The following is a 23,778-nucleotide window of genomic DNA, read 5'->3' as shown; positions in this document are numbered from 1 at the left end:
GTGTAATACCTTATTACTAAACAATATAATACAATTAACCGATAGTATTCATAATAGGGTTTTTAGTAAACCTTAAATTTTCAATTTTCTTATTAAGGGAGGTGAATTATTGTGCAACAACAGGGTATTAGTGATACATCCTCACTTTTCTTACTATATAAATCATTGTTTGAGAATTATCCAGATGGAAGCTATGTCGTTGATATTGAAGGTAATTTTCTACTAATCAATAAAACTTTGGAAGAATTAACTGGTTTTACACAAGAAGAACTACTTCAGTCTTCCTTCCATTCCTTGATTAGTAAAGATTTACGGAAACATTATGAAGAAAGTTTTTCCGAAGTTTTAAATGGAATAAATAAAATGATTGATATTACAATTATCAATAAATCCGGAACGTATCTTGATTTGAATGTTACTGCCGTTCCTATTTCAATGGACAATCAAGTTATAGGTGTAGCTTGTATTGCTATTGATATTACAGACAGAAAAGATCTATTAATTTCAAAAAATCGCCTCAGCAATATAGTTAATAACATTGATATTTGTTTGTGGTCTTCAAGCCCTAGTTATAATGGATACTGCCAGATGTCCCCTTCATGTCTAAAAATTTATGGATATACGCAAGCGGATTTTATGAAAACTCCATTGCTATGGAAAGAAGTGATCCACCCGGACGACATTGCTTTTGTTGAAGAACAACAAAAGTTACTAGTAAAGGGGAAATCGATTGATTATCAATATCGTATTATTGATGCTACTGGTGATATTAAGTGGCTTTCTGCTAAAACAATACCAGTTTTCAACGATTTAGGAGAATTAGACCGATTAGATGGGATGACCACCGATATTAGTAAAAGTAGAAAAGCAGAGGAAGAATTATACTTTCTGGCATACTACGATTCGTTAACAGAATTGCCCAACCGAAGATTATTTGAAAAACATCTTGAAACCACACTATCCGAATCAAATAAATCAAATTCAAAAGTGGCTATTCTTTTTCTTGATTTAGACCATTTTAAATTATTCAATGATACACTAGGCCACAGAGTTGGAGATGAATTATTGCAAATCATTTCTAAACGTCTAAAGAGTCAGATAAACCACTGTGATTTTTTAGCTCGACAAGGCGGCGACGAATTCGTTGTTTTGTTAAACGATATTACAGATAGTGAGCAGGTAATGCTATTTGCCAAAAAAATAATTGAGATCATTTCTTCACCTATTGATCTAGCTGGAAAAGATTATGTCGTAACAACAAGCATTGGAATAAGTTTATATCCTGATCTTGCACGTGACTCCGAAGATCTTTTAAAACAAGCCGATCAAGCCACAACAATGACTAAAGCAAGTGGAAAAAACAACTTTCAATTCTATCATGATGATATGTCTCGTTCCTTATCAAGAAAATTGGAATTGACGCAAGAACTACGGCAAGCATTAAATAAAAATGCCCTATCTCTCTATTATCAACCCATTGTAGATATACGTGCTGGACAAATTGTCGGCTTCGAAGCGTTACTCCGATGGAAGGACAAAAAGCTGGGTTTTATTTCCCCTGCAGAATTTATTCCAATTGCTGAAGAATCAAGCCTCATTGTTCCGATTGGTGAGTGGGTTCTACGGACAGCTTGTACACAAATTATGGAAATTCATCATTTAGGATATACTCAGACATACGTTTCAGTAAACATCTCAACAAGGCAATTTGAAGAAGAATTATTTGTTACCCAAGTTAAAAATATTCTTAATGAAACGAATATAGATCCACGCCTTCTAAAAATTGAAATTACAGAAAGCGTCATGATGAAGGACATTATGAATATTATTGTCAAACTCCAAGAATTAGGGGACTTAGGAATTGAAGTATTACTTGATGATTTTGGGACAGGTTACTCTTCCTTAAGTTACTTGGGAAAACTCCCGATAAATACATTGAAAATCGACCAATCATTTGTGCAAAGCATCAACAAAAGCTCAGGGCAGGAAGCAATTGTGCGGACGATCATTGGAATGGCAAATAGCTTGGAAAAAGGTATTATCGCAGAGGGAGTAGAACAAGAAGAGCAACTACATTTCTTGCAAGATCTTGGTTGCACAAATCTACAAGGATACCTATTTAGTAAACCATTACCATTTACTGAAATTCGTAAATTCCTTCAACAAGAAATTAAGACATACCACAAAATAAAAATATAAATTCAATCCCGAAGAGACTTTCCATTATTGCTCAATCTTCGGGATCTTTTTTCCCTTTTTCCTTCTGAATTAATAACTGTTATTAATGACAGTTACATCATTTCACCGTCCCCATCCCATCAACATTCTTTTCCAAAGTTATCAAGCAATGCACGCACTTCATCTGTTGATTTCGTGTTCATCAGTTGATTTCTTAAGTCTGCAGCTCCTGGAAATCCTTTGACATATATTTTGAAAAAGCGATGAAGCCCTGTGATGGAACGTGGCAATAATTCCGCATATTGATCTTGAAGATCAAGCTGCAGTCTTAAAAGATCAAGGTATTCTTTACTGCTATGCTCTTTTGGCACTTTTTCAAAAGCAAATGGATTCTTAAAAATACCTCGCCCGATCATAACGCCATCAATACCATATTGTTCCGCAAGCCGCATCCCAGTTTGGCGGTCAGGAATGTCTCCATTGATTGTTAGCAGCGTATTGGGTGCGATTCGGTCACGTAATTTTTTGATTTCCGGAATGAGCTCCCAGTGCGCATCTACTTGGCTCATTTCCTCTCTTGTCCGTAAATGAATAGAAAGGTTTGCAATATCCTGTTTGAAAAGATGCGTTAGCCACTCCTCCCACTCCTGAACCTTTTTATAGCCAAGTCGTGTTTTCACGCTGACAGGCAGTCCCCCCGCCTTTGCTGCCTGAATAAGTTCTGCCGCAACATCTGGCCTTAGTATAAGGCCACTCCCTTTCCCTCTTGATGCCACATTTGGTACAGGGCAGCCCATATTAATGTCGATACCTTTAAATCCTAGCTCTGCCATGCCCATACTCATTTGACGGAAATATTCGGGATTATCCCCCCAAATATGTGCCACAATTGGCTGTTCATCTTCTGTAAACGTCAAACGGCCACGCACACTTTTCATACCTTCTGGATGACAATAGCTATCCGAGTTTGTAAACTCTGTGAAAAATACATCCGGTCGGCCGGCTTCACTTACGACGTGACGAAAAACAAGATCTGTCACATCTTCCATTGGGGCAAGTACAAAAAATGGTCGTGGTAAATCACGCCAAAAATTATCTATCATTTTAAACTCAAATCCCTTCACTATGATGACGACTTCCAACTATCGGTCAAATAATAGTATGCTGTCTAGTTCCTCTACTTATATCATGCTTCATAACTTGTTATCAAACGGAAGTCCCTTTTAGACCTATGAAAATCGGCACTATTTATTTTAACGAAAATCGGTCCTGAATGGTATTTTTATAAACAAAAAGCAGATGGTATAGATTTTTTTTATATCAACTGCTTTTCAATTATGCCAACGCCAACCGCGCGGCTACTTCACAATAAGTCATTTCATTCACCATATACTATATAGCAAATTTCAGATTAGAACTCCACCAGTTCTTTCATTTTTTGTACAGTTATTACCACATGAGAATAACCTATACCTTACCCTCCGTTTCGGTTGTATAATAGACTTTTGCCCAATCGTTATACACATAAATATAATTCAAATTTACAGTTTTGATAAAAAATAACTTCAATATAGAAAAAACAGACAAAATCTAGTAAGATATCCACATGTGACATTAGATAAGGGGTTAAGAAAATGAGTGTATTAAACGTAAAAAATTTAAGCCACGGTTTCGGTGATCGTGCGATTTTTAATGATGTGTCTTTTCGACTTTTAAAGGGTGAACACGTTGGACTAGTTGGGGCAAATGGTGAGGGTAAATCTACTTTCATGAATATTGTGACTGGAAAATTGCAACCCGACGAAGGGAAAGTGGAGTGGTCACGAAAAGTTCGTGTTGGTTATTTAGATCAGCATGCTGTCCTTCAAAAAGGTACAACGATGCGTGAGGCATTGAGTACTGCTTTTCAATATCTTTTTGATGCGGAAGCAGAGATCAATGAACTTTATGCAAAAATGGGTGATGAAGGTGCTGATATTGATGCACTGCTTGCAGAAGTAGGAGAATTGCAAGAAACGTTAGATAGTAATGATTTCTATCAAATTAATTCAAAAGTTGAAGAAGTTGCTCGTGGTCTAGGTTTAGACGATGTGGGACTCGATCGAGATGTAGATGATCTTAGCGGTGGGCAGCGGACGAAAGTTTTGCTTGCAAAGCTCTTGCTAGAAAAGCCTGAAATCCTATTACTTGACGAGCCTACGAACTATTTGGATGAGCAGCATATCGAATGGCTGAAGCGCTATTTACAGGAATATGAGAATGCATTTATCTTAATTTCACATGATATTCCATTCTTAAACAATGTGGTTAACTTGATTTACCACATGGAAAATCAAGAGTTAAATCGTTATGTCGGTGATTATGATAACTTCTTAAAAATATATGAAATGAAGAAGCAGCAGCTGGAGTCTGCTTTCAAGCGTCAACAACAAGAAATTGCTGATTTGAAAGATTTCGTGGCACGTAACAAGGCAAGTGTTGCGACTCGTAATATGGCGATGTCTCGTCAAAAGAAACTGGACAAAATGGAAGTTATCGAATTGGGTAGAGAGAAGCCGAAACCAGAGTTTAACTTCAAAGAAGCTCGTGCAACCAGTCGCTATATTTTCACAGCCGAAGATCTTGTTATTGGTTACAATGAGCCACTTTCTCGCCCTCTGAATTTGAAAATGGAACGAGGACAAAAAATTGCATTCGTTGGTGCAAACGGCATTGGTAAGTCAACTCTTTTAAAAAGTATTCTTGGGTTGATTGATCCGCTGGAGGGTAAAGTAGAACGCGGTGATTATCAACATATTGGTTACTTCGAGCAGGAAGTGAAACAGTCCAATTACAACACTTGTATTGAAGAGATTTGGAGCACGTTTCCAAGTATGAATCAGGCTGAAATCCGAGCTGCTCTTGCAAAATGTGGACTAACAACGAAACATATTGAAAGTAAAGTCGAAGTCCTTTCTGGTGGCGAAAAAGCCAAAGTTCGCTTGTGTAAAATTATTAACACACCAACGAATTTATTAATTCTAGACGAGCCTACCAATCACTTGGATGTGGATGCAAAAGAAGAATTGAAGCGTGCTTTAAAAGCCTATCGCGGAAGTATCTTGATGGTATCCCACGAACCTGATTTCTATCGTGAAATTGCGACCGATATTTGGAATTGTGAGGATTGGACGACGAAAGTGTTTTAAATAAAGATTAAGGGGTACCCAATTTTACTTGGGTACCCCTTTTTATTTTACCTGGCTAGTGATGGCAGACTATTTTGTTCAGTTAATAATTTCGCCCTTGTTTTTAGCTATATTTTCTTGCCATTTACCTCGCTCCATAGTTGTCAGTTTCGCCCAATCTGTTACCTCACCAATAATTTTTAATGGTTCTTTTGAACGGTAAGAACGTGTTAAGTTACCAGGAAATTTTTTATCTGTAACATTTGGGTCGTTTTCAAATTCACCCGTTGGGTCTATTATATAAACTCGTTCTCTTCCTTCTCCTTTTGCTAAAGCAGCTGCAAGTCCTGCGCCATTAACATTAGCAGTGAAATAAATATGGTTCATTTTAAGTCCAGGTTCGTAATTTGAAGTTCCACCTGCTATTAATAAATCACCAACCTTCAAGTCTGCCTTTGTCCCATGGTAAAAGGGTCCTACATCAGAAGGTGCACCCTGAGATGAATTTGACAACTCATTATTTCTTTTTGCATTCTCAGTATCACCTAACTCCTCATAACATTTGGCAATGTTTAAATATAAAGTTGAGTATGCACTCTTCACATTTTCATCATCTATTTTTTGTGCACACTGTAGAGATGTTTCCATCCATTTTAATTTGTCTGTACTACTCGTTTGTTGACGTGCTAAATGATATGCTGCAATAAACCGTTCATAGTCGTCTGTTGCTTCGTCCCATGCTTTCTGAAACACCTTGATTGCCTCTTCAATATTTCCACTATCCTCCAATCCCATCCCACCTATACAAAGTTTAATAACTGCGTTATTTGGATCAAATTTTATATTCATCTAATTACCTCCACTTTCATTAAAGGATCTCTTCGAATGTTATTATAATTGATTCAAAGGAAATATCATACAAAACCATATAATGCTCAGCTACTTGTCACACATGCTTGAAATTCTCACTCCTGTAGTGTAAACACCCATTAAAGACTAAACCCCAGTCCTAAGACTGGGAATGTTAAATGTTTTTACCTATTAACTTTGTTAAGTAACGTGATGGCGATTGAATAACCAATAATTGGTGATACTCCATATCCCATGATTGGCATTGGAAAATTCCCAAAGAAAGTTGCAATGATCATCATTAGATAATAAGCTCCTAGTGATAAAGATAGAACATTTTTCTTTCCCCCTAAAAAGAAGGGAAGCAATAATAATATAAGAGATATGACACCCAGAATTAGCCAGATAGTCCCCATATCTGCAACTAAAAAGATAATTTGTTCTACGAAAGGAACCGGAGCTAGATCATCAAGGAAGAGCCATGATAGGATAACAATAATAGCTGTAAGTGCTAGATGAAGTATCTTTAGCATAGGAGTAGTAATATTTTTCCAGATCATAACAACAGTAGCACATGCAAAAGCAGTTACTTGACTTGCATCTGGATGGAGTAGCAATGTGATTAATGCGATGTAGGTCAGTCCTACTGTATAAAATATGGGACGTTTTAATGATAAACGCCAAAGTTGAATAATTAGTAAAGGCAAGAAAATCACCGCTACATTAAATCTTATTGGTCCCAACGATACCCAACGATGAACACCATCTAATCCATCAAACAAAAATGGTAAAACTAATAAAAGCAAAATAATAATAGTCAAACTAAAATTATCTTGGTGTAAATAACTTTTCTTGTTTCTGATTAAAAAAGCACACCCCAAAATGGTTCCGAAAATCCAAACGATTATATTTTGAATCCAAATACTTGAGTCTACACCATATGATATCATTGCCAGTATCCCTATAATAATAGAAGGTATCATCAAAAAATAAGGCATGATGACTATTAATTTATTGTTTTGCATACTTGTGGTGGCCCCTTTTTTAAAAGAACATAATTAACAACCTACAGTATAATTGCTTTTCTTCATTTGTCATTAACAAATGAAGAAAAATAATTACATTATCCTTTACTTTACAAGAATAAGTTGCACAACACACTCCACATATGTGGGGTGTATGTGCCTGTTACTCCACAGAATTAAAAGGTGAATAATAAAAACAATCAAGGAACTCTACGGAATTAGAACAGAGGGCGCCTTGATTTATTAATAATGTAAAACTATATTATTTTAATTCTACCTATTCATATTTTGATATCTTTTTAGGAGGTAAATCATAGGAATCAGAGTAAATATGAACTCCATGCTAAAAGCAACGACTAACCATAGTTGTAAACTTGATGGCCATGGCCAAATAAGCTGTATGATTATTCTTAGAAACCATATAAGGGTAAAGAACGCATAAAATATTTTTAATTCCTTTGAACCATCAAATAATTTTCTTTGCACTAATAAAAACAGCAAACTAAATCCGGCTAACAAAAGGGAAAAGCAAAAATTTATGTAGTTAATTGAATGATATATCTCAATCGGAGCATCTGGTATATAAGAATACCATTTAAAAGAATACGGTGCAAAAAAATGCAATATTCCAACCATGCAACTAATAATACAAGCAATATTAAAAAATACCATTACCATTTTTTTCATTTCAACACCTCACCAACATCCGAATATCATATTATAAACCTTAATTGTTATAGCATTTAATAACATTGGTACTTGATTTGTGATGTTACAAATTAAGGCCTATAACCCACTGCAAAATCATCTGGAGAACAGGCTCTTAATATCTATATTTTACCATTTGTGTTGCGTTATTTAAATTTCACCTATAAAAATACACAAAGTGTTCGATATTATTATTTGGTGGTAGTAACATTGATAAAAGTTTTTAAAATCAGTTGCTTGGTTAAGGTTCGTTAACAAACTACGCATTTTTCACAATCATTTATGGCATGATAAAAAACGCCATTTTGATCAATTATTTCTCAAAATGGCGCTTCTTTCTAATCTGTTAACTGTCCATATGGACTGTTTGTGGATGATTCATCTTATGAAAATCATTTAAACTTGTACAGCACTAAAACATTTTTATTTACTTTTCATTCCCCCAGCTCTTGTATTAACTTTTTGACTGTATAATAAGCAGGCTTAGGAGTATAATCATCCCGCAAAATTCCATATTGATGAAATAGGTCCTCTTTTGTGCTATCTGCATCTCGCAGTCCGAAAAGCTCATAATGTGATATATTAAGTTCCTTACGTAAATGATAAATTGTTCGGATTATCATCTCAAGAACTTCCGATTGGTTTTCATAAGATCTTTCACGGTCTGTCATGGGATTCTTCCCGGTTGGCCATCCATTTTCCGTTACTCGGATAGGGACAGAAGCAGGGATCCCGGCAGAACTAAGATGTACTTCCCTTAGATTGCGAAGTGTTTGTTCAACACAAGTTGGTATATCTCCTAAATCTATCGGTTGTTCATCAAATACATCTACATAAAAGTTATGACCCACAAAATCGACAGAATCAAAGAATAACCGATCTCCCATTTTCGCCAGGTTCTCCCAAAAGTCTGGAACTGAAGCTTGGCTTTCCGGTACCGATCCGAATCCAATCTTTAATGGCAGATTGAGCTTCCTTGCTTCTTGCTTTGCTGTAATGACACCTTCCACAAGGGCTTGCATAATATACGGTTTCGAACCTTCCATAAATGACAGATTAGGTTCATTCGTTATTTGAAGGGAAGCCAAATGAGAGCCATATTTATGAATCACCTTTCGAATAAACTCTAGCCAACTGTGAAGTTCTATTCCAGTTTCCTGCTGATCCGTCCAATCCCCGCAACCAACGGTCAAGTCTCCCAATAACCCAGCATGTAGATACTGGTCTGCTCGCGATAACATTTTTGTTTCCCATTTTTTTGTATAGATGAGATAGGTTCTTGAAAATAAATGCTTTGCATCACCTTTAAGATCTTGGAGTGCCATTTGAATCTTTTCATAATTATCCTCTTCGCCTTGAGCCAAACCGAAGGGTGTTCCCGCAACGCTTAGTGGATATATTCCAAAAGTTAGAGCAGATGATTTCATACTGTTCACTTCTCCCTTAGTTAGTGACTTTCTTTTTTAGCTTTTTGACTCAGCATGATCGTGATAACGGATGATATAACAATACTAACATTTGTTAGCTGCTGCTTCGCTATGCCTACCGTTGCAAGTTTCCTTAATATTCACTGCTTTCTTTTGCATATATGAAAACTCAATTACATGATTCTTTAATATGAGTTAGCTTTGCTGCATCCTGCTTAACACAGTTAATATAGTAAATATTCTATAACTATTTTTAAAATAAATCCACATATAAACAAATTTCTAGTAAACAAAACTTTACAAACGGCGAGACTTCAATTTACTTTTCCACTAATTTTGACACTAATGGTTGGAAGATTGCGGTAGAGCAATGCATTTCAAAAAAATTCGAAAAGGGTATGTATGTGGTAATTATTATAAACATGGGATAAAGGCTAGTAGTGATCAGTGTGTGAGCGAAGCCATATAGAAGGAACAGTGAAGCACGACCTAAATAGAATATTCGGGTACCAATCGATTGAAAAATAAATAATAGATTTTTAAAAAAAGGCTTGGATAAATTTATAAAACACAATAACCTAACCCCTGAAGTGCTTCATAGGTTAATAGATAAAATAGAATTACATAGAGACGGAACCGTTGATGTTGATTACCGTTTGAGAGAACCAACAGTCCCATCCCCATAGTTTTTGATTATTAATTCTTTTAATTTTATCAACGCACAGCACTCTACACGCGTGGAGTGTATGTGGCAACACATGAGAGCTGGTAGGTTTAAGTGATTGGTTAAGTCCAACGATAGTAGAACCTAACCTTTCCCAAAATTTCATTCTGAACGTTAGATTATATGCTAACGTATCCTAGCAAATACAGATATTGTATAATAAGTATAATTTGTGTCATTTATTTTTATATAACGTGCCTCTCGAAAAATTTGCATTTGCAGACTAAGGAAGTGATTTTAGTTGATACAATCCAAAAGAGATAGAAAAATGTATCTATTTATACTCTTAGGCATTTATTTCTCCATATTGGTATACTTTATGTTTTTCGGATTTGGTCGTCCGCAACTCACCATGATTCATCATGAATATCGGTATTGGTTAATACCTGATTCGATTCCTTTGTGGCTGCCTAAACACTTTTCTATAGATATTTTAAAACTATGGATATTTGCTCTTGGCAACCTATTAGCATTTATTCCATTTGGGCTACTTGTCCCGATGGTATTTAAAAAGCATATTAATACATACCTAAAGTTTGTTATGATATTTGTGCCTTTTATTCTATGCATGGAAATTGTTCAAATGGTGACTTATTTAGGAAGCTTTGATGTAACGGATATTATTGTAAATACAATGGGTGCAACAATTGGTTTTTATTCATACAAATTTAGCAAACAAATGAATACTTTAGGAACGAAACTCATTACTATGGGATTGACCATTGTTGGGTTATCTATAATAATGTTCCTCATAGCGTGGATATTTAACAATACGATCAAGTTATTTCTTTGAAATACATTCAATTCGCACTTTGAGTTAGCTTTCTATTTCAACTCCTGTTTTACATTACTGATGTGTTAATCTTCCTTTTTAATACGCAAAGAAAGAAGTACGAATTCCAACACCAAGATTTCGTTCTTCTTTCTTTATACTTGTACACCAAAATAAACCCTTCCGAAATCCCCCGCATTCCACCGTTCAAGTGAAAATAAAGTTTTCCTACAGAACCCCCATTTTAGACCTTTTATGCACCCGTTTGTTCTGGAGTATTTCTTCCGGTGAAACGCTTTTATATTTTGGAATTTGTTGTATATTTCTCTAGTTCTTCTTCTTTAAATCCAATAATGACTTTTTCTCCATCTGTCAATATAGGTTTTTTTAGTAACATTCCATCAGATGCCAATAAATCTAGTAATTCTTTATCCGTCGTTACCTTTATTTTATCCCTTATTCCCAATTCACGGTACTTTTTCGTACTGGTACTAATAAAATTCTTTAATTCCAACCCACTCTTTTCATACATTCCTTGTAATTCATCCCGAGATGGAGGCGTTTTACCTATATGAAATAGCTCATACGGCACTTGATGTTCATCTAACCATTTCTTTGTTTTTCTACAGGTTTGGCATTGTGGATGCCAGTATAAAGTTAATCTCATTTTATACCCCCTACCTTGTTTCTTAAAAATAAAAATGGATAAAAAGGAATAACTCCAACGTTATTCTTCTATTAAACAACGTATTACATATATAGTCGTATCTTCATTTGCATTTACAAAACCAATCTTCTCTGTTCCATGAACATGAATAATAGTGCCTTCTCTTATTTCTGTTTGTTTTCCATCAGAAATAAAAGTTCCTCCACCTTGTAGAACGTGGAAAAATAACTGTGAAGATGGATGATAATGTTCTGGCATCATTTGCTTTGGCAGGAAGTTCAAAAGAAAACCATTTGTAAATCCATCCTTAAAAAAGTCGACTTTTGCAAATCCCTTATCCCTAGTTTTCCTAAACATTGAAATTTCATAGTTTTCCAATTTTCCATCCTCCTACTTAGATGTTGTCATGCGTAAGTTACCTTTACTATCATTTATTCGGCAAAACATCCATATACATAATAAAAGTCGTTAACCTTTGCTATTTTCTTTTTCTATCATTCAAATGATTCCAGTGCTACAGAGGTCATCTTCTTTCCCAAAGTTACTCTGCCAATTTTTTAAGTATGACCGTTGACATGACATCAATAAATTCATCATTTGCATTAGGCATTTCAGGGCGATAATAGGCTGTTCCCAAATCATCTGTTACTGTTTTGCATTCAATATCATTATCATAAAGTACCTCAAGATGATTACAAACAAACCCAACAGGTGCATATACAAATGCCTTATATTGATGTTCTTTGAACAATTCTCTTGTTAAATCCTGCACATCAGGACCCAGCCATGGTTCCGGTGTTTTCCCAGCACTCTGCCAACCAACAGTATATCTCGGAATACCAGCACTTGCTGCAATTAAGTCTGCTGTTTCCTGCAGTTGATCAGGATAAGGATCATGAAATTGGAGAATTTTCTCCGGTAAGCTATGTGCTGAGAAAATAAGCATCGAATTTGACTTTTCTTCTGCAGGCATTTGGTTATAAACTTGTTTAATCATTTTACTCCAGTACGAAATAAATTTAGGCTCTTTATACCAGCTATCGATAGTGATAATGTTAGGCCCACCAATTTTTCTTGCTTCTTCTCTTGCCCTTTCGTTATACGTTTTCACACTAAAGGTTGAAAAGTGTGGAGCAAGGACTAAACTTACAGCTTCATCAATTCCATCTTCATGCATCTTTTTTACGGCATCCTCTATAAACGGTTCTATGTGTTTTAACCCTAGATACATCTTAAATTCAATTTGATCCTGTATATCATTTAGGTGTTTTTCAAGTTTTATAGCTTGCTCACTCGTTATTTTCATAAGCGGAGAAATTCTGCCAATTGCATCGTACCGACTTTTTAAATCCGCTATCAGTTCTGCTGATGGCTTTTGTCCGTGTCGTATATCTGTATAATATCGTTCTAAATCAGCTTCTTTATCTGGAGAGCCATATGCCATTATGAGCAAGCCCATTTTCCTTTTCCCCATTCTTTCGCACCTCATTTATATTGTAGTATAAGAAATCTTCAACCTAGAAACTTATGATTTTTGTTTTCCACAGTCCACTTTCAGCTGAAATCTTGAGACAATTCTCAAGGGCAACGAGTAAACTGGGGAAGTTTACGTACATTAAGGAGATGTAAATCCATAACTATAATAACTAACGATTCTTGAAAAAGAATTGACGCGTATCAATATTACGATGCCAAAGACCACTTGGAAAAGGTAACAATAATTGTTAAAAGGGGGAGTGATGCCAAATTATATCTGGGCAACTTCATCTATTAATTCTATGGAGAAATAAATCAGGTGTAACAATAAAAACAAGCAAGGCACTCTAGGGAATTAGAAATAGGTGCCTTGCTTTACTTATATTGTAAAATTATATTATTTCAATTCTACTATTCATGTATTCGTGTATTCTTAAGAAAATATATCATGGGAATTAGGGTAAATACGAACTCCATGGTAAAAGCAATAATTAACCATAGTTGTAAACTTGAAGGCCATGGCCAAATGAGCTGTATTATTATTCTTGAAAACCATATTAGAGTATAGAATGCATAGAATATTTTTAATTCCCTTGAACCATCAAATAATTTTCTTTGGGCTATTAAAAACAGCAAACTGAATCCCGCTAACAAAAAGGAAAAGCAAAAATTTATGTAGTTAATTGATTGATAAATCTCAATTGGAGCGTCCGGTATATAAGAATACCATTTAAAATAATACGGAGCAAAAAAATGCATTACCCCTACCATGCAGCTAATCATGCAAGCGATATTAAAAAATACTATTACGATTTTTTTCATTTCAGTACCTCACCAATGGAAAGCATATTTAAAGCCTTTAGACTTATCAAATATGGAATTAGTAAAATTCTGATTCAAGCGGTGCGTCCTCTCAATTTATTCTTAAATGATGTTGCCTCGTATCGCTATCATGAGTGGATCGTAAATACCCTCCAAGTAATATTAATGAAGCTACCAAATACAGTGCGGTAAATACTACAAAGAAATAAGCATCATCCGGACAGAATACCATCGACAAATTAAAACAGAAGTGAACCCAAAAGGCGTTAAAAAGGTTATCACTCTTCTTCATTATAACTGCCATGATAAAGGTCAATGCTGTCAGGAGCACTAAATTTTCAATGATATAAAGAAGCAGCGACCATCCGCTATAATCGGTTGAAACAAACCAAAGCGGCGCGTGCCAGAACGCCCAGGTTACCCCCAAAGAAAGGTTTCCTCTTATGAATCCAAATCGCTTCTCTAATTCCGGACGCAGGTAACCACGCCAGCCCGATTCCTCGCCGGAAGCTCCCTGAAAAATGGTAAACAAAAAAGTGCTCGGAAGTATGGATGGATTAACTATAAGTTGCTCAGTGATGGACGTCTTTTGAGTTGCAGATATAATCAACGCCGATAATATGAGAACGCCTGTTGCGGTTAAAAATACAAATAAAATTTGGCTAATACGCAATTTTTCTTTGAAAGCTTTTTGATAAAACTCCTTTACTGTTATACCGGGGTTTAGCTTTTTCAACATAACCAGGAGCACAATCGTCGGGGTCCAGCTGCATATTACAACAACCCATTGCATCGCCGCAGGTGTACCGTGGAGGACCTGCGATACCAGCCCGCCAAGCCCTAAGACCAGTACCCAAAACAGCAAGTATGTATTGATCACATACTTCCATATTACATTAAACCTTTTCCCGTTCATGATACTTCCCCCTATCTTTTAATAAATTTCCATGTAAATTCCTTTAAAGGATTATGAAAAAGCTTCAGGATAACAGGTGTCTAATATACATATTTTACCATAAGTGTTGTGTTATTCTAATTCCACTTTTAAAAATACACAAAGTGTTCAATTTTATTGTCTATGGTGCCACTGGTACCTCCCGAATTTTCTTGTCTCACTTTTTTTCCACTCATTAAACATTTCAGTTTTCATCAAGAAAGCAGTTTTCAAAATTAAACAATTCATATCTTCGAGGTCTCGGTGAGTCAGGCCAATTAAATTCAAACATTATCAGATTCCATTATTTAAAGGTGTAAACTTCGAGTTATATTCGCGAAACATGGGGTAAGTTTTGCTCTTGTCCAGTTAAGTATAGCCGATGCATAAAGCACCCATTACTTTAAGTATACTCTTTCACAATTAGCTTTTACTTTTGAAAAATCCTAATTTTTATTTTCCATATAGTTAACCATATGAGGAGGTATCCATAAACCAATAACAGCTATAAACAGTCAAATGATTACAGTCATAAAAACATGATCAAAAGGAAAATAGGTAAACTCTACCTATGTTTTACTCTACGGAGCGTTTGTTGATGCTAACCATATAAACCCCTAAGATGAAAATAGAGCAGGAGGAAAAAATGATGGATAATCGTAAAGTTGGAGAGTTAATTTATAATTTACGGAAAGAAAAAGGGCTGACACAGAAACAATTAGCTGATCAAATGAACATATCTGATCGAACGATTTCAAAATGGGAGCGTGGATATGGCTGTCCAGATGTCACGCTATTACCAAGTTTATCTACCCTATTAGGCGTAAATATAGAAAATATTTTAGATGGTGAATTATCGTCGAATGAATTTGTAGGAGGAAATATGAAAAAGTCAAATTATTTTGTCTGTCCGTCATGTAATAATGTTGTATTAGCCACGGGAGATATCACCCTATCTTGCTGTGGGAGAAAATTAGAACGATTAGCAGCAAAGAAAGCAACAGACGAAGAAAAGCTACCAATTACAGAAATTGATAATGAATGGTTTATTTCAAGCGATCATCCTATGACAAAAGATCATTATATATCATTTATTGCTGTTGCTACAGGTGATCAAGTTCAAATAATAAAACAGTATCCTGAGTGGGGTTTACAAACACGTATCCCGAAACGTAAACATAGCAAACTGTTATGGTATGATACTCAATTTGGTTTATTCTATCAGATTTTATCATAAATTTTATATAAAAATACACGAGTTATGACTTAAATGTTCATACTCGATGGTTTTTCCCCCACTTCAAAATCTTGATCCAAAAAGTGAGGGATTCTTTCGAAATTAAACCTTTTAGGAGTTATCTGAAATGAATAAATCTTTAAATGAAACTATGGTCTTAGCAAAACCGATGATTGTCTTTCTCATACCTGTCATTTTTGCAAGTGTTTTGCAATCATTAGGTCAAATATTTGGAATTATCATCGTTGGACAAACACTTGGAGTAGATTCTTTGGCAGCTATTTCTGCATTCTTCCCTCTATTCTTTTTTTTAATATCCTTTGTAATCGGAATTGGATCTGGAAGTTCCATTCTGGTTGGGCAAACGTACGGTGGAGGAAATATCTCAAAAATGAAGGAAGTTGTTGGAGTAACTTTGGCATTTACGATGATCATATCCATTGCTGTCACCCTAATCGGAGGCTTCTTTACAGAAGATATTCTAAAATGGATGGGAACACCTGAGAATATTCTGGTTGCAAGTACAGAATATGCACGTATTTTATTTGTTACATTACCTATTACTTTCTTATATATGTGCTATACAACCTTTATGAGGGGTGTTGGAGATTCAAAAACACCTTTTTATTTCTTATTAATTAGTATTATCTTAAATATCGCCTTGCTTCCAATTCTCATTTTCGGATGGCTCGGTTTACCGGAATTTGGATTAAATGGTGCTGCTTACGCCTCTGTATTATCCAATTTCATTACATTTGTAATTCTATTAGTGTACTTACACAAAAAAAGTCATGTACTCAAATTAGATTTTATTATTTTGAAAAATCTCCACTTGAAAGGCCCGGTATTGAAAGCCTTACTGAAATTAGCCATTCCTACTAGTATAAGTATGATTTCAATCGCATTGTCAGAAATTGCAGTCATAACTTTTGTAAATGATTATGGATCCAATGCAACGGCTGCATACGGAATCGTCAATCAAATTGCAAGCTACGTTCAAATACCAGCGATGAGTATTTCAATTGCCATTTCAGTATTTGTTGCACAAGCTGTGGGGTCCGGAAATATTTCAAACATTAAACATATAACGAAAATATCCATTACACTAAACTATCTTCTTGGTGGTATTCTTATTCTCATTCTTTACCTGATACCAAATCTCGTTTTAAGAATTTTCTTAGACAACTACGATACTATTAATCTTGCAAAAGATCTTATAATAATCTCATTTTGGAGTTATGTTATTTTGGGTCACACTCAAGCACTTTCAGCAACAATGAGAGCAACAGGGACGGTATTATTGCCAACAATTTTTACAATCACAAGTATTTTGGTGATTGAAGTTCCAGTAGCATACTCCTTATCACATTTTACAAGACTTGGGATAGATGGAATATGGCTCGCATATCCAGTTGCGTTCATAGTCAATTTCTTGGCTCAATCTATTTACCACCGACTTTTTTGGAAAAAGAAATCTTTCAAGGCACTAATTAATTAAAACCTACTAAAAAAGAAGATCAGCGTCCTATTACGCCAAGACCGGAACCCAAAAATAAGCTGACGGAAGAGGAAAAGATGGAAATTCTGGAGGTTGTAAAAAAGGAGCATTACGGCAATTGATTGAGGACGCAAAGCAGCCTAAGTTCGATGTCATCCTTTCAAAGGAGCTATCGCGACTTAGGCACAGTATTCCTGAAGAAAACCAATTTGTTGTAAAGAACACTCACCCTGCAAACATTTCAAATGAAATGTTTGATGTCGTTCAAAAGCTAATGAAAAGCCGCAAAAAAAATCATACAAAAGTAAAAAAACATCTTTTTACAAATGTCCTATATTGTTCTGATTGTGGAGCAGGTATGTGGTATAGGCAAAATCGAATTGGTTACATTTGCGGGAGTTACGCTCGTCATGGGAGAATCGCTTGCACTCATAAAACGATAAAAGAAAAGGATTTAAAAGAAACAATCCTTTCTGATATTAATAAAATGGCTCAAGTTATTAATGACAAGGAATACCTAAATAACCTTGCCGTAGAAGCTCAAAAGAAACAAAAACAAGGTACTCAAACTTTAACTAAAATTGATAACGAGATTAAAGCTGCCAAGGAAAAAAAGAAACGTTACCTTGAGATGCTTGCAGAAAAACAAATCACTCATGAAGAATACCGCGAAGTTGCTGATGAAAATCAAGAACGGATAAATGAATTAAATCTTAAAAGGAGTGGGCTGGAAGCCTCACTCCGACATGATGAATTTTTAGGACGTATTGAAAATCTTCGGAATACCGCTTCATGAAGTAACGGAGGAAATACTCCATCACTTTGTTGAGCGTATTGAGGTAGATAATAACGGTATTCCTATGATTACTTATCGATTTTCAATTTTACCTGGTTAATTTTTCCTCAGAACTATCTGCGACACGCATTCAATATGAGATGTCTGCGGAAACATGTCTACCGGCTGAATGTATTTAACATCATATATTGAACTTAAGGTTTGGATGTCTTTTGCCAATGTCGATGGATTACATGAAACATAGATTAATTTCCCTGGTTTTACGTGTAAAATAGTTTGGATCAGCTGGTTATCGAGGCCGGTTCTTGGTGGGTCGACCACAATAATATCCGGTTTCCAACCTTTTTTAACCCATTTAGGTAATACCTCTTCTGCCTTCCCCGGAACATATTTCGTATTGGTGAATCCGTGGCGCTTGGCGTTTTTCTTCGCATCCTCAATGGATTCAGGGATGATATCCATGCCACGGACCTCCGCCGCTTGATCCGCAAGCCATAGGCCAATTGTTCCCACACCACAATAGGCATCCACTACTTTTTCTTTGCCTGTCAGTCCAGCTGCTTTTTTTACTTCATCATAAAGCTTAATAGTTTGAGTAGGATTTAATTGAAAAAATGTTCTCGCTGACAGTTCAAATTGCAGGTCACCAAGGGTTTCCTGAATAAACTCTTGACCAGCAAGCGGCACGGTCTCCTCACCAAAAATAATCGAAGTTTTTTGCCCATTTATGTTTTGAACCACTGATTTCACATTTGGAAGCTGTTTTTCAATTTCCTCAAGAATAAGCTCTTTTTTTGGCAATTCCTTTTGTGAGGTAATCAGAACAACTTGCAGTTCGCCGGTTTGTACGCCGACACGAGTCACAATGGTGCGGACGATTCCTTTTCTAGTTTTTTCATTATAAATAGGAATCTGCAACTCCTCGAGAATTCGTTTCACCTTGGCGGTTGCCTCATTGGTTCGCGAATGTTGGACAGCGCATTGGTCAATGTTAATCAACTGATGCGAGTTAAGTCCGTATAATCCAGCGAGCACTTTACCGTCTTTCTGGCCAACTTGAAAGCTGCTTTTATTCCGGTACCCCCATGGATTCTCCATGCCAAGCGTTTCACGGATTTCAAGCTTATTAATTGCAAGCTTTGTATGTCGTTCTAGCGATTGGATAATAATATCGCGTTTTTCCTTTAGCTGCTGACCGTATTCCAAATGCTGAAGCTGACAGCCACCGCATTGGTCATATACCGGACAAAGCGGCAGGACACGATGTGGTGATTTGATGCGAATCTTTTTTATTTTTGCTTCGGCGAATTTGGGGTTAATTTTTGTTGCCTCAACAACAACTTCTTCCCCTGGAAGGGCTCCCGGCACAAAGACCACCTGTTTCTTAAAATAACCCACACCTTCTCCATTAATGCCGAGTCTTTTTATCGTTAAGGGAAATGTTTGATTTAATTGAATTTTAATACTTTGTTCGGTTTTCATTTTATTCACTCCAAATTTTCATCAAGCTTAAGTACCCCGTATTATAACACGATTCACAGCGAAAAACCGAATCCTAAAGATGCGAATCCGGCCTTGGGTCACTTTATTTAAACTTATCTAGGCTTTTAAATTTGTAGCCTTTTTTCTTCAATTCCGGTATGACTCTTTCTAGTGCATCTGCATTATCTTTAGAAACTGAATGCAGCAGCAGCACGCAGCCAGGGTGGATTTGCCTCATGATATTGGCATATGAGTATTCCCAGCCCTTCTGCTGATTGATATTCCAGTCGACGAAAGCGAGGGACCAGAATACATGTGTGTAGCCTTCTTCTTTTGCAATTTGCAATGTTCTTTCGCTAAAAACACCTCGTGGCGGGCGCAGGTATTGCATTTTCTTTTGCCCTGTTATCTCTTTTGTTTTGAGTTTAACCTTTTTGAGCTCTTCCCGAATTTTCGCATCATTTACTGCAGTAAAATCAGGATGACTCCAAGAATGGTTGCCGATGATATGCCCTTCTTTTACTATTTGTTTTGCCAGTTCCGGTTGTGAATTTAAAAAATGCCCCGTCACAAAAAAAGTGGCTGGCACTTTTTCTTTTTTTAAGACCTCAAGAATTTTTGGTGTGTAGCCATTTTCATAACCACTGTCAAAGGTTAGGTATAAAATCTTCCTATTGGGATCCCCCTTGTAAAAAGCACCATACTTTGCAAGAATTTCATCATATAATGCGCCCGCTTCTGGCGGCTGTTCATTGACTGCTTTTTTAAATCCCCAGTTAATCGGTCTGTTGGGCACCGCTGCGTATGTAACATGTGGAATCAGCAAGAGCAGCATACTAAGGATGCTGAATAATTTTTTCATCCATGTTCCCCCTATTTTTGTTTATTATAGTGTTTGTTTTATGGGAGAAAACATAATTGGTGGATAAAGGAAATGAGGGGTGCTGATGATAGAAACAAAAATTTCATTATATGAACAAACCTTGGAAGGTTATGGACAAAATCACTTATGTTATGAACAATTTCTTCGATATATGAACAAAAGCCTCACTCAAGCGAAAAAATGCGCCAAAAAAAGATAGACGCCACTATCGAGCGCCTATCCTTCAAATTCTTATTTAAAAACCGGTTCCTTAAATTGGGCTAATTTTTCTAATGATGACTTATCGACATCAGCGTGCAGGCTGTTTCCATGTGAGTCCATTGTTACAACGGCTGTGAAGCCTTCGACGCGTAAGTGCCACATGGCTTCTGGAATACCAAATTGCATCAAATCAACGCCCTCGACGCCTTTGATACAATCAGCATAATATTGGGCCGCACCACCGATAGCATTCAAATATACTCCGCCATGCTCTTCCAAAGCAGCCAACGTCTTCGGTCCCATGCCGCCTTTACCGATAACCGCGCGAATACCGAACTTCTTCATGATATCGCCTTGATACGGCTCCTCACGAATACTTGTGGTCGGACCTGCAGCCTTTACATGCCATTCGCCAGCCTCGTCCTTTAACATTACTGGACCACAGTGGTAAATAACTTGGCCATTAAGATCAACTGGTGCATCATGGTCACTTAAATACTTATGGATCGCATCGCGGCCAGTATACATTAAGCCGTTAATTTGAACAACATCGCCAACCTTTAACGAGCGAATCTTTTCTTCAGTGATGGGTGCCTCTAAAGAAATCACTTCTTCGGAGGAGGCAGCAGCTGTTTCCTTTTCAGCCTCCGTTTGAGCAAAATCAATGAACTCACCATCTTGGTAGGCCCACTCATTGATTTCCCCGCTAACAGCATCAACGCTGACACCTAGACGACGGAAGGCCCAGCAGTTATAGGCAACGGATACGTAGAAGCTGGCAGGAATTCGGTTCATGACACCAACTTTACAGCCAAGCAGTGTCGCTTCACCGCCAAAGCCCATTGTGCCGATACCGAGTTTATTAGCATTTTCCATAACATACTCTTCTAACCGCCGAAGATCTTCATTTTGATTGACATCTTCAACAGATCGGAATAATTGTTCTTTTGCCAAATCATAGCCCGATGAACGGTCACCGCCGATGCCGACACCGATGAAACCTGCGCTGCAGCCTTGTCCTTGCGCTTGGTATACGGAATGCATGACACATTTACGGATGCCATCAAGATCACGGCCCGCACGACCCAGACCTTCGAGCTCACATGGCAGGCTATATTGAATGTTCTTATTTTCACAGCCGCCGCCTTTTAAGATCAAGCGGACGTCAATATAATCTTTTTCCCATTGGTCAAATTTGATAACTGGCACGCCTGCACCAAGATTATCACCACTGTTTTTACCTGTTAAAGAGTCAACAGAGTTTGGACGTAATTTTCCTTCTTTTGTAGCTTGGACAATCGCATTACGAATGGCTTCTTTTAATTCTAATTGATTCACACCAACTGGTGTTTTAATTTTAAATGTTGGTAATCCGGTATCTTGGCAGATTGGTGAAACTTGATCATCCGCCATTTTTATGTTGTTCGTGATGGTGGCAAGACTCATCGCTGCACTAGTTCCTGCATTTTCCTGCTCTTTTGCAGCCAATACAGCCCGACGTACGTCTTTTGGTAGTTTAGTGGAAGTTTCAACTACAAGCTTGTACATGCTTTCCTGGAATTTTTCAATATTCAATTCGAGTACCCCTTTCCCTTTGTTCCCCACATTATTCTTTTTATAATATTACAACTTTTTGCACGTCTACATTATACTCCTATCATCACTAGATATAAAGGATAAGCTTGCAAGCGAATACATGGCATTTTACCCCAGCTTTTCCCCGCAAAAAAAGAGTTTGCTATTTAACAGACTTACTTGCTTCACGATTATTAAATTCTCTGCATTTTGATTCCATGTCATCAAGCATCGAAATTAAACGGTCAATATCTTCAAGGTCCGCATCTTCCGGATCAATGGCATCTAACACATCAATAAACATATTTAAGCGCTGTTTTAAAAAATCGACCTGTGAATTTTTTTCTTGAATCGGACTGCCCAAGCTATATCGCTCCTTTCATTACCGTATTCATCCTATCGAAAAATGGAAGCTTTGACAAATAGTATATCCTATAGTATGTCCTACTTTTTATAAAACAAAAAGGCCCCTGTTGCCAGGAGTCCTTACGTCCAAAATTATCGAGGCCGTTCTGATGCAGCGAAACCAAATGATACATAATCCTGGACAGGGATCCAAGCACCAATCCCTTGTGAGGTAACGTTTTTCACGACAATAAACTTTTTACTGCCTTTTAGCATCAAATACACTTCACCATAAGTAACTTTTCCCTTTTCATTAACCCCTGGAGCATAGGCATATAAGTAGCCCAGTCGATTTGCTGGGATATTATAAATATGATCATTTTTCGTGCCGGCGCCGATAATCGTTTCAAATGAGAGCGGCAGGCGAGTTTTTTCCATTGCTTTTAGGAGCATCATCTTTTTCACGTCTTCCGCATTGGCAATCTTAGCTGTCAGTCCGCCACGGATAATCTTTTGTGACTCCTGCACATACTTTATTTGATATGGCACTTTTCCACCGCGATTATCAAAGTAATTCGTATTTATTTTTTGGTACTCCCAATTCGGGGAGGTTTCTGATGATTGATAGTTCAACGGCCACTGACCAAGGTAGATAATCGCACGATAGCCGACAGCAAATGGGGTACTGTTAATACTGGACTCATTGAGCATTCGGATTAAATCAGGGTTTTCAATTTTTTCCTTTGATGAATTTATTAACTTTTTGGTTAAATCGCTTGGCTTCAGCAAAGGCAAATCCTGCGTTGAATTCGGATACGTATTTTCCTTCGAAATATTCCGAACTGAGGCCGGGACTTGATATTTCACTGGAGCTGGAGCTGGTGCCTTTTTCACCGCTGCTTTGTGGGCGAAAGCAGACGGAATAAAGGAAAGCATTAAAAGCAGTGTCAATAGTAAGGAAATATGTTTCTTCACAAGGTAAACTCCTTTCACTAAGTAGCATTAATAATTT

At 36.7% G+C, this 23,778-nt stretch carries 20 protein-coding genes and 1 pseudogene; 7 read left to right on the top strand and 14 right to left on the bottom strand.

All coding sequences use genetic code 11. From position 1 onward, the window contains the following. Positions 1-111: 111 nt before the first annotated feature. Positions 112-2,199, top strand: a complete 2,088-nt coding sequence (locus RCG19_RS14770) for a sensor domain-containing protein (protein ID WP_308107763.1) — start codon at positions 112-114, stop codon at positions 2,197-2,199. A 119-nt stretch (positions 2,200-2,318) separates the two neighbouring features. Here RCG19_RS14770 and RCG19_RS14765 read toward each other — a convergent pair whose 3' ends face one another. Then, complete coding sequence (locus tag RCG19_RS14765) at positions 2,319-3,281, bottom strand: tRNA dihydrouridine synthase (protein WP_308107762.1); 963 nt, start codon at positions 3,279-3,281, stop codon at positions 2,319-2,321. 531 nt (positions 3,282-3,812) lie between these two features. Between RCG19_RS14765 and RCG19_RS14760 the strand changes: the two genes are divergently transcribed. After that, positions 3,813-5,366, top strand: a complete 1,554-nt coding sequence (locus RCG19_RS14760; protein WP_308107761.1) for an ABC-F family ATP-binding cassette domain-containing protein — start codon at positions 3,813-3,815, stop codon at positions 5,364-5,366. Between the two features lie 78 nt (positions 5,367-5,444). Here the strand turns inward: RCG19_RS14760 and arr are convergent, their stop codons facing one another. The 4 genes and pseudogenes from arr to RCG19_RS14740 form a co-directional block, all read right to left on the bottom strand. Further along, entirely contained in the window at positions 5,445-5,858 is a 414-nt protein-coding gene (gene arr, locus RCG19_RS14755; protein WP_308111001.1) for an NAD(+)--rifampin ADP-ribosyltransferase, read from the bottom strand. 12 nt (positions 5,859-5,870) lie between these two features. Further along, a pseudogene (locus tag RCG19_RS14750) lies at positions 5,871-5,993 on the bottom strand (rRNA adenine methyltransferase); the annotation flags it as partial. A gap of 386 nt (positions 5,994-6,379) precedes the next feature. Beyond that, positions 6,380-7,219: a hypothetical protein gene (locus tag RCG19_RS14745; RefSeq protein WP_308107760.1), complete on the bottom strand. Its 840-nt coding sequence runs from the start codon at positions 7,217-7,219 to the stop codon at positions 6,380-6,382. A 1,142-nt stretch (positions 7,220-8,361) separates the two neighbouring features. Further along, a complete protein-coding gene (locus tag RCG19_RS14740; RefSeq protein ID WP_308107759.1) occupies positions 8,362-9,354 on the bottom strand; it encodes a hypothetical protein in 993 nt (330 codons plus the stop codon). 551 nt (positions 9,355-9,905) lie between these two features. Here RCG19_RS14740 and RCG19_RS23750 point away from each other — a divergent pair. Together RCG19_RS23750 and RCG19_RS14735 are read left to right on the top strand one after the other, a co-directional pair. Continuing rightward, the gene (locus tag RCG19_RS23750) at positions 9,906-10,040 is read left to right on the top strand and encodes a hypothetical protein (protein WP_347564285.1); all 135 of its coding nucleotides are present in this window, start codon (positions 9,906-9,908) and stop codon (positions 10,038-10,040) included. Positions 10,041-10,346: 306 nt separating this feature from the next. Further along, entirely contained in the window at positions 10,347-10,871 is a 525-nt protein-coding gene (locus tag RCG19_RS14735) for a VanZ family protein (RefSeq protein WP_166240929.1), read from the top strand. 277 nt (positions 10,872-11,148) lie between these two features. Here the strand turns inward: RCG19_RS14735 and RCG19_RS14730 are convergent, their stop codons facing one another. From RCG19_RS14730 to RCG19_RS14715, 4 genes are all read right to left on the bottom strand, one after another. Next, positions 11,149-11,517 (bottom strand): arsenate reductase family protein, encoded by a 369-nt coding sequence (locus tag RCG19_RS14730; protein ID WP_166240927.1) that lies wholly within the window; start codon positions 11,515-11,517, stop codon positions 11,149-11,151. A gap of 60 nt (positions 11,518-11,577) precedes the next feature. Continuing rightward, a complete protein-coding gene (locus RCG19_RS14725) occupies positions 11,578-11,895 on the bottom strand; it encodes a cupin domain-containing protein (protein ID WP_166240925.1) in 318 nt (105 codons plus the stop codon). A 163-nt stretch (positions 11,896-12,058) separates the two neighbouring features. Continuing rightward, a complete protein-coding gene (hemH, locus tag RCG19_RS14720) occupies positions 12,059-12,991 on the bottom strand; it encodes a ferrochelatase (protein ID WP_166240923.1) in 933 nt (310 codons plus the stop codon). Between the two features lie 915 nt (positions 12,992-13,906). After that, the gene (locus RCG19_RS14715) at positions 13,907-14,731 is read right to left on the bottom strand and encodes a CPBP family intramembrane glutamic endopeptidase (RefSeq protein ID WP_308107758.1); all 825 of its coding nucleotides are present in this window, start codon (positions 14,729-14,731) and stop codon (positions 13,907-13,909) included. Between the two features lie 667 nt (positions 14,732-15,398). On the opposite strand from RCG19_RS14715, the gene RCG19_RS14710 reads away from it, so the two are divergent. From RCG19_RS14710 to RCG19_RS14700, 3 genes are all read left to right on the top strand, one after another. Then, positions 15,399-15,986: a helix-turn-helix domain-containing protein gene (locus tag RCG19_RS14710; RefSeq protein ID WP_308107757.1), complete on the top strand. Its 588-nt coding sequence runs from the start codon at positions 15,399-15,401 to the stop codon at positions 15,984-15,986. 127 nt (positions 15,987-16,113) lie between these two features. Further along, positions 16,114-17,484, top strand: coding sequence for an MATE family efflux transporter (locus RCG19_RS14705; protein ID WP_308107755.1), 1,371 nt, complete (start codon positions 16,114-16,116; stop codon positions 17,482-17,484). 118 nt (positions 17,485-17,602) lie between these two features. Continuing rightward, positions 17,603-18,280, top strand: coding sequence for a recombinase zinc beta ribbon domain-containing protein (locus tag RCG19_RS14700; RefSeq protein ID WP_308107754.1), 678 nt, complete (start codon positions 17,603-17,605; stop codon positions 18,278-18,280). A gap of 96 nt (positions 18,281-18,376) precedes the next feature. Here RCG19_RS14700 and rlmD read toward each other — a convergent pair whose 3' ends face one another. From rlmD to RCG19_RS14675, 5 genes are all read right to left on the bottom strand, one after another. After that, the gene (gene rlmD / locus RCG19_RS14695; protein ID WP_308107753.1) at positions 18,377-19,762 is read right to left on the bottom strand and encodes a 23S rRNA (uracil(1939)-C(5))-methyltransferase RlmD; all 1,386 of its coding nucleotides are present in this window, start codon (positions 19,760-19,762) and stop codon (positions 18,377-18,379) included. A 103-nt stretch (positions 19,763-19,865) separates the two neighbouring features. Next, on the bottom strand, positions 19,866-20,624 hold the full coding sequence (gene pdaA / locus RCG19_RS14690) for a delta-lactam-biosynthetic de-N-acetylase (RefSeq protein ID WP_308107752.1): 759 nt from the start codon (positions 20,622-20,624) through the stop codon (positions 19,866-19,868). 252 nt (positions 20,625-20,876) lie between these two features. Next, a complete protein-coding gene (locus tag RCG19_RS14685) occupies positions 20,877-22,421 on the bottom strand; it encodes a fumarate hydratase (RefSeq protein ID WP_308107751.1) in 1,545 nt (514 codons plus the stop codon). Positions 22,422-22,584: 163 nt separating this feature from the next. Then, entirely contained in the window at positions 22,585-22,785 is a 201-nt protein-coding gene (locus RCG19_RS14680; protein WP_308107750.1) for an SE1561 family protein, read from the bottom strand. Positions 22,786-22,919: 134 nt separating this feature from the next. Then, a complete protein-coding gene (locus RCG19_RS14675) occupies positions 22,920-23,741 on the bottom strand; it encodes a YfkD famly protein (protein ID WP_308107749.1) in 822 nt (273 codons plus the stop codon). Between the last annotated feature and the right edge of the window lie 37 nt (positions 23,742-23,778).

The sequence above is a fragment of the Neobacillus sp. OS1-2 genome, assembly GCF_030915505.1.
Classification (GTDB): domain Bacteria; phylum Bacillota; class Bacilli; order Bacillales; family Cytobacillaceae; genus Neobacillus.
Note: the sequence above shows the minus strand (reverse complement) of the source record. Positions and strands in the feature narration are given on the sequence as shown.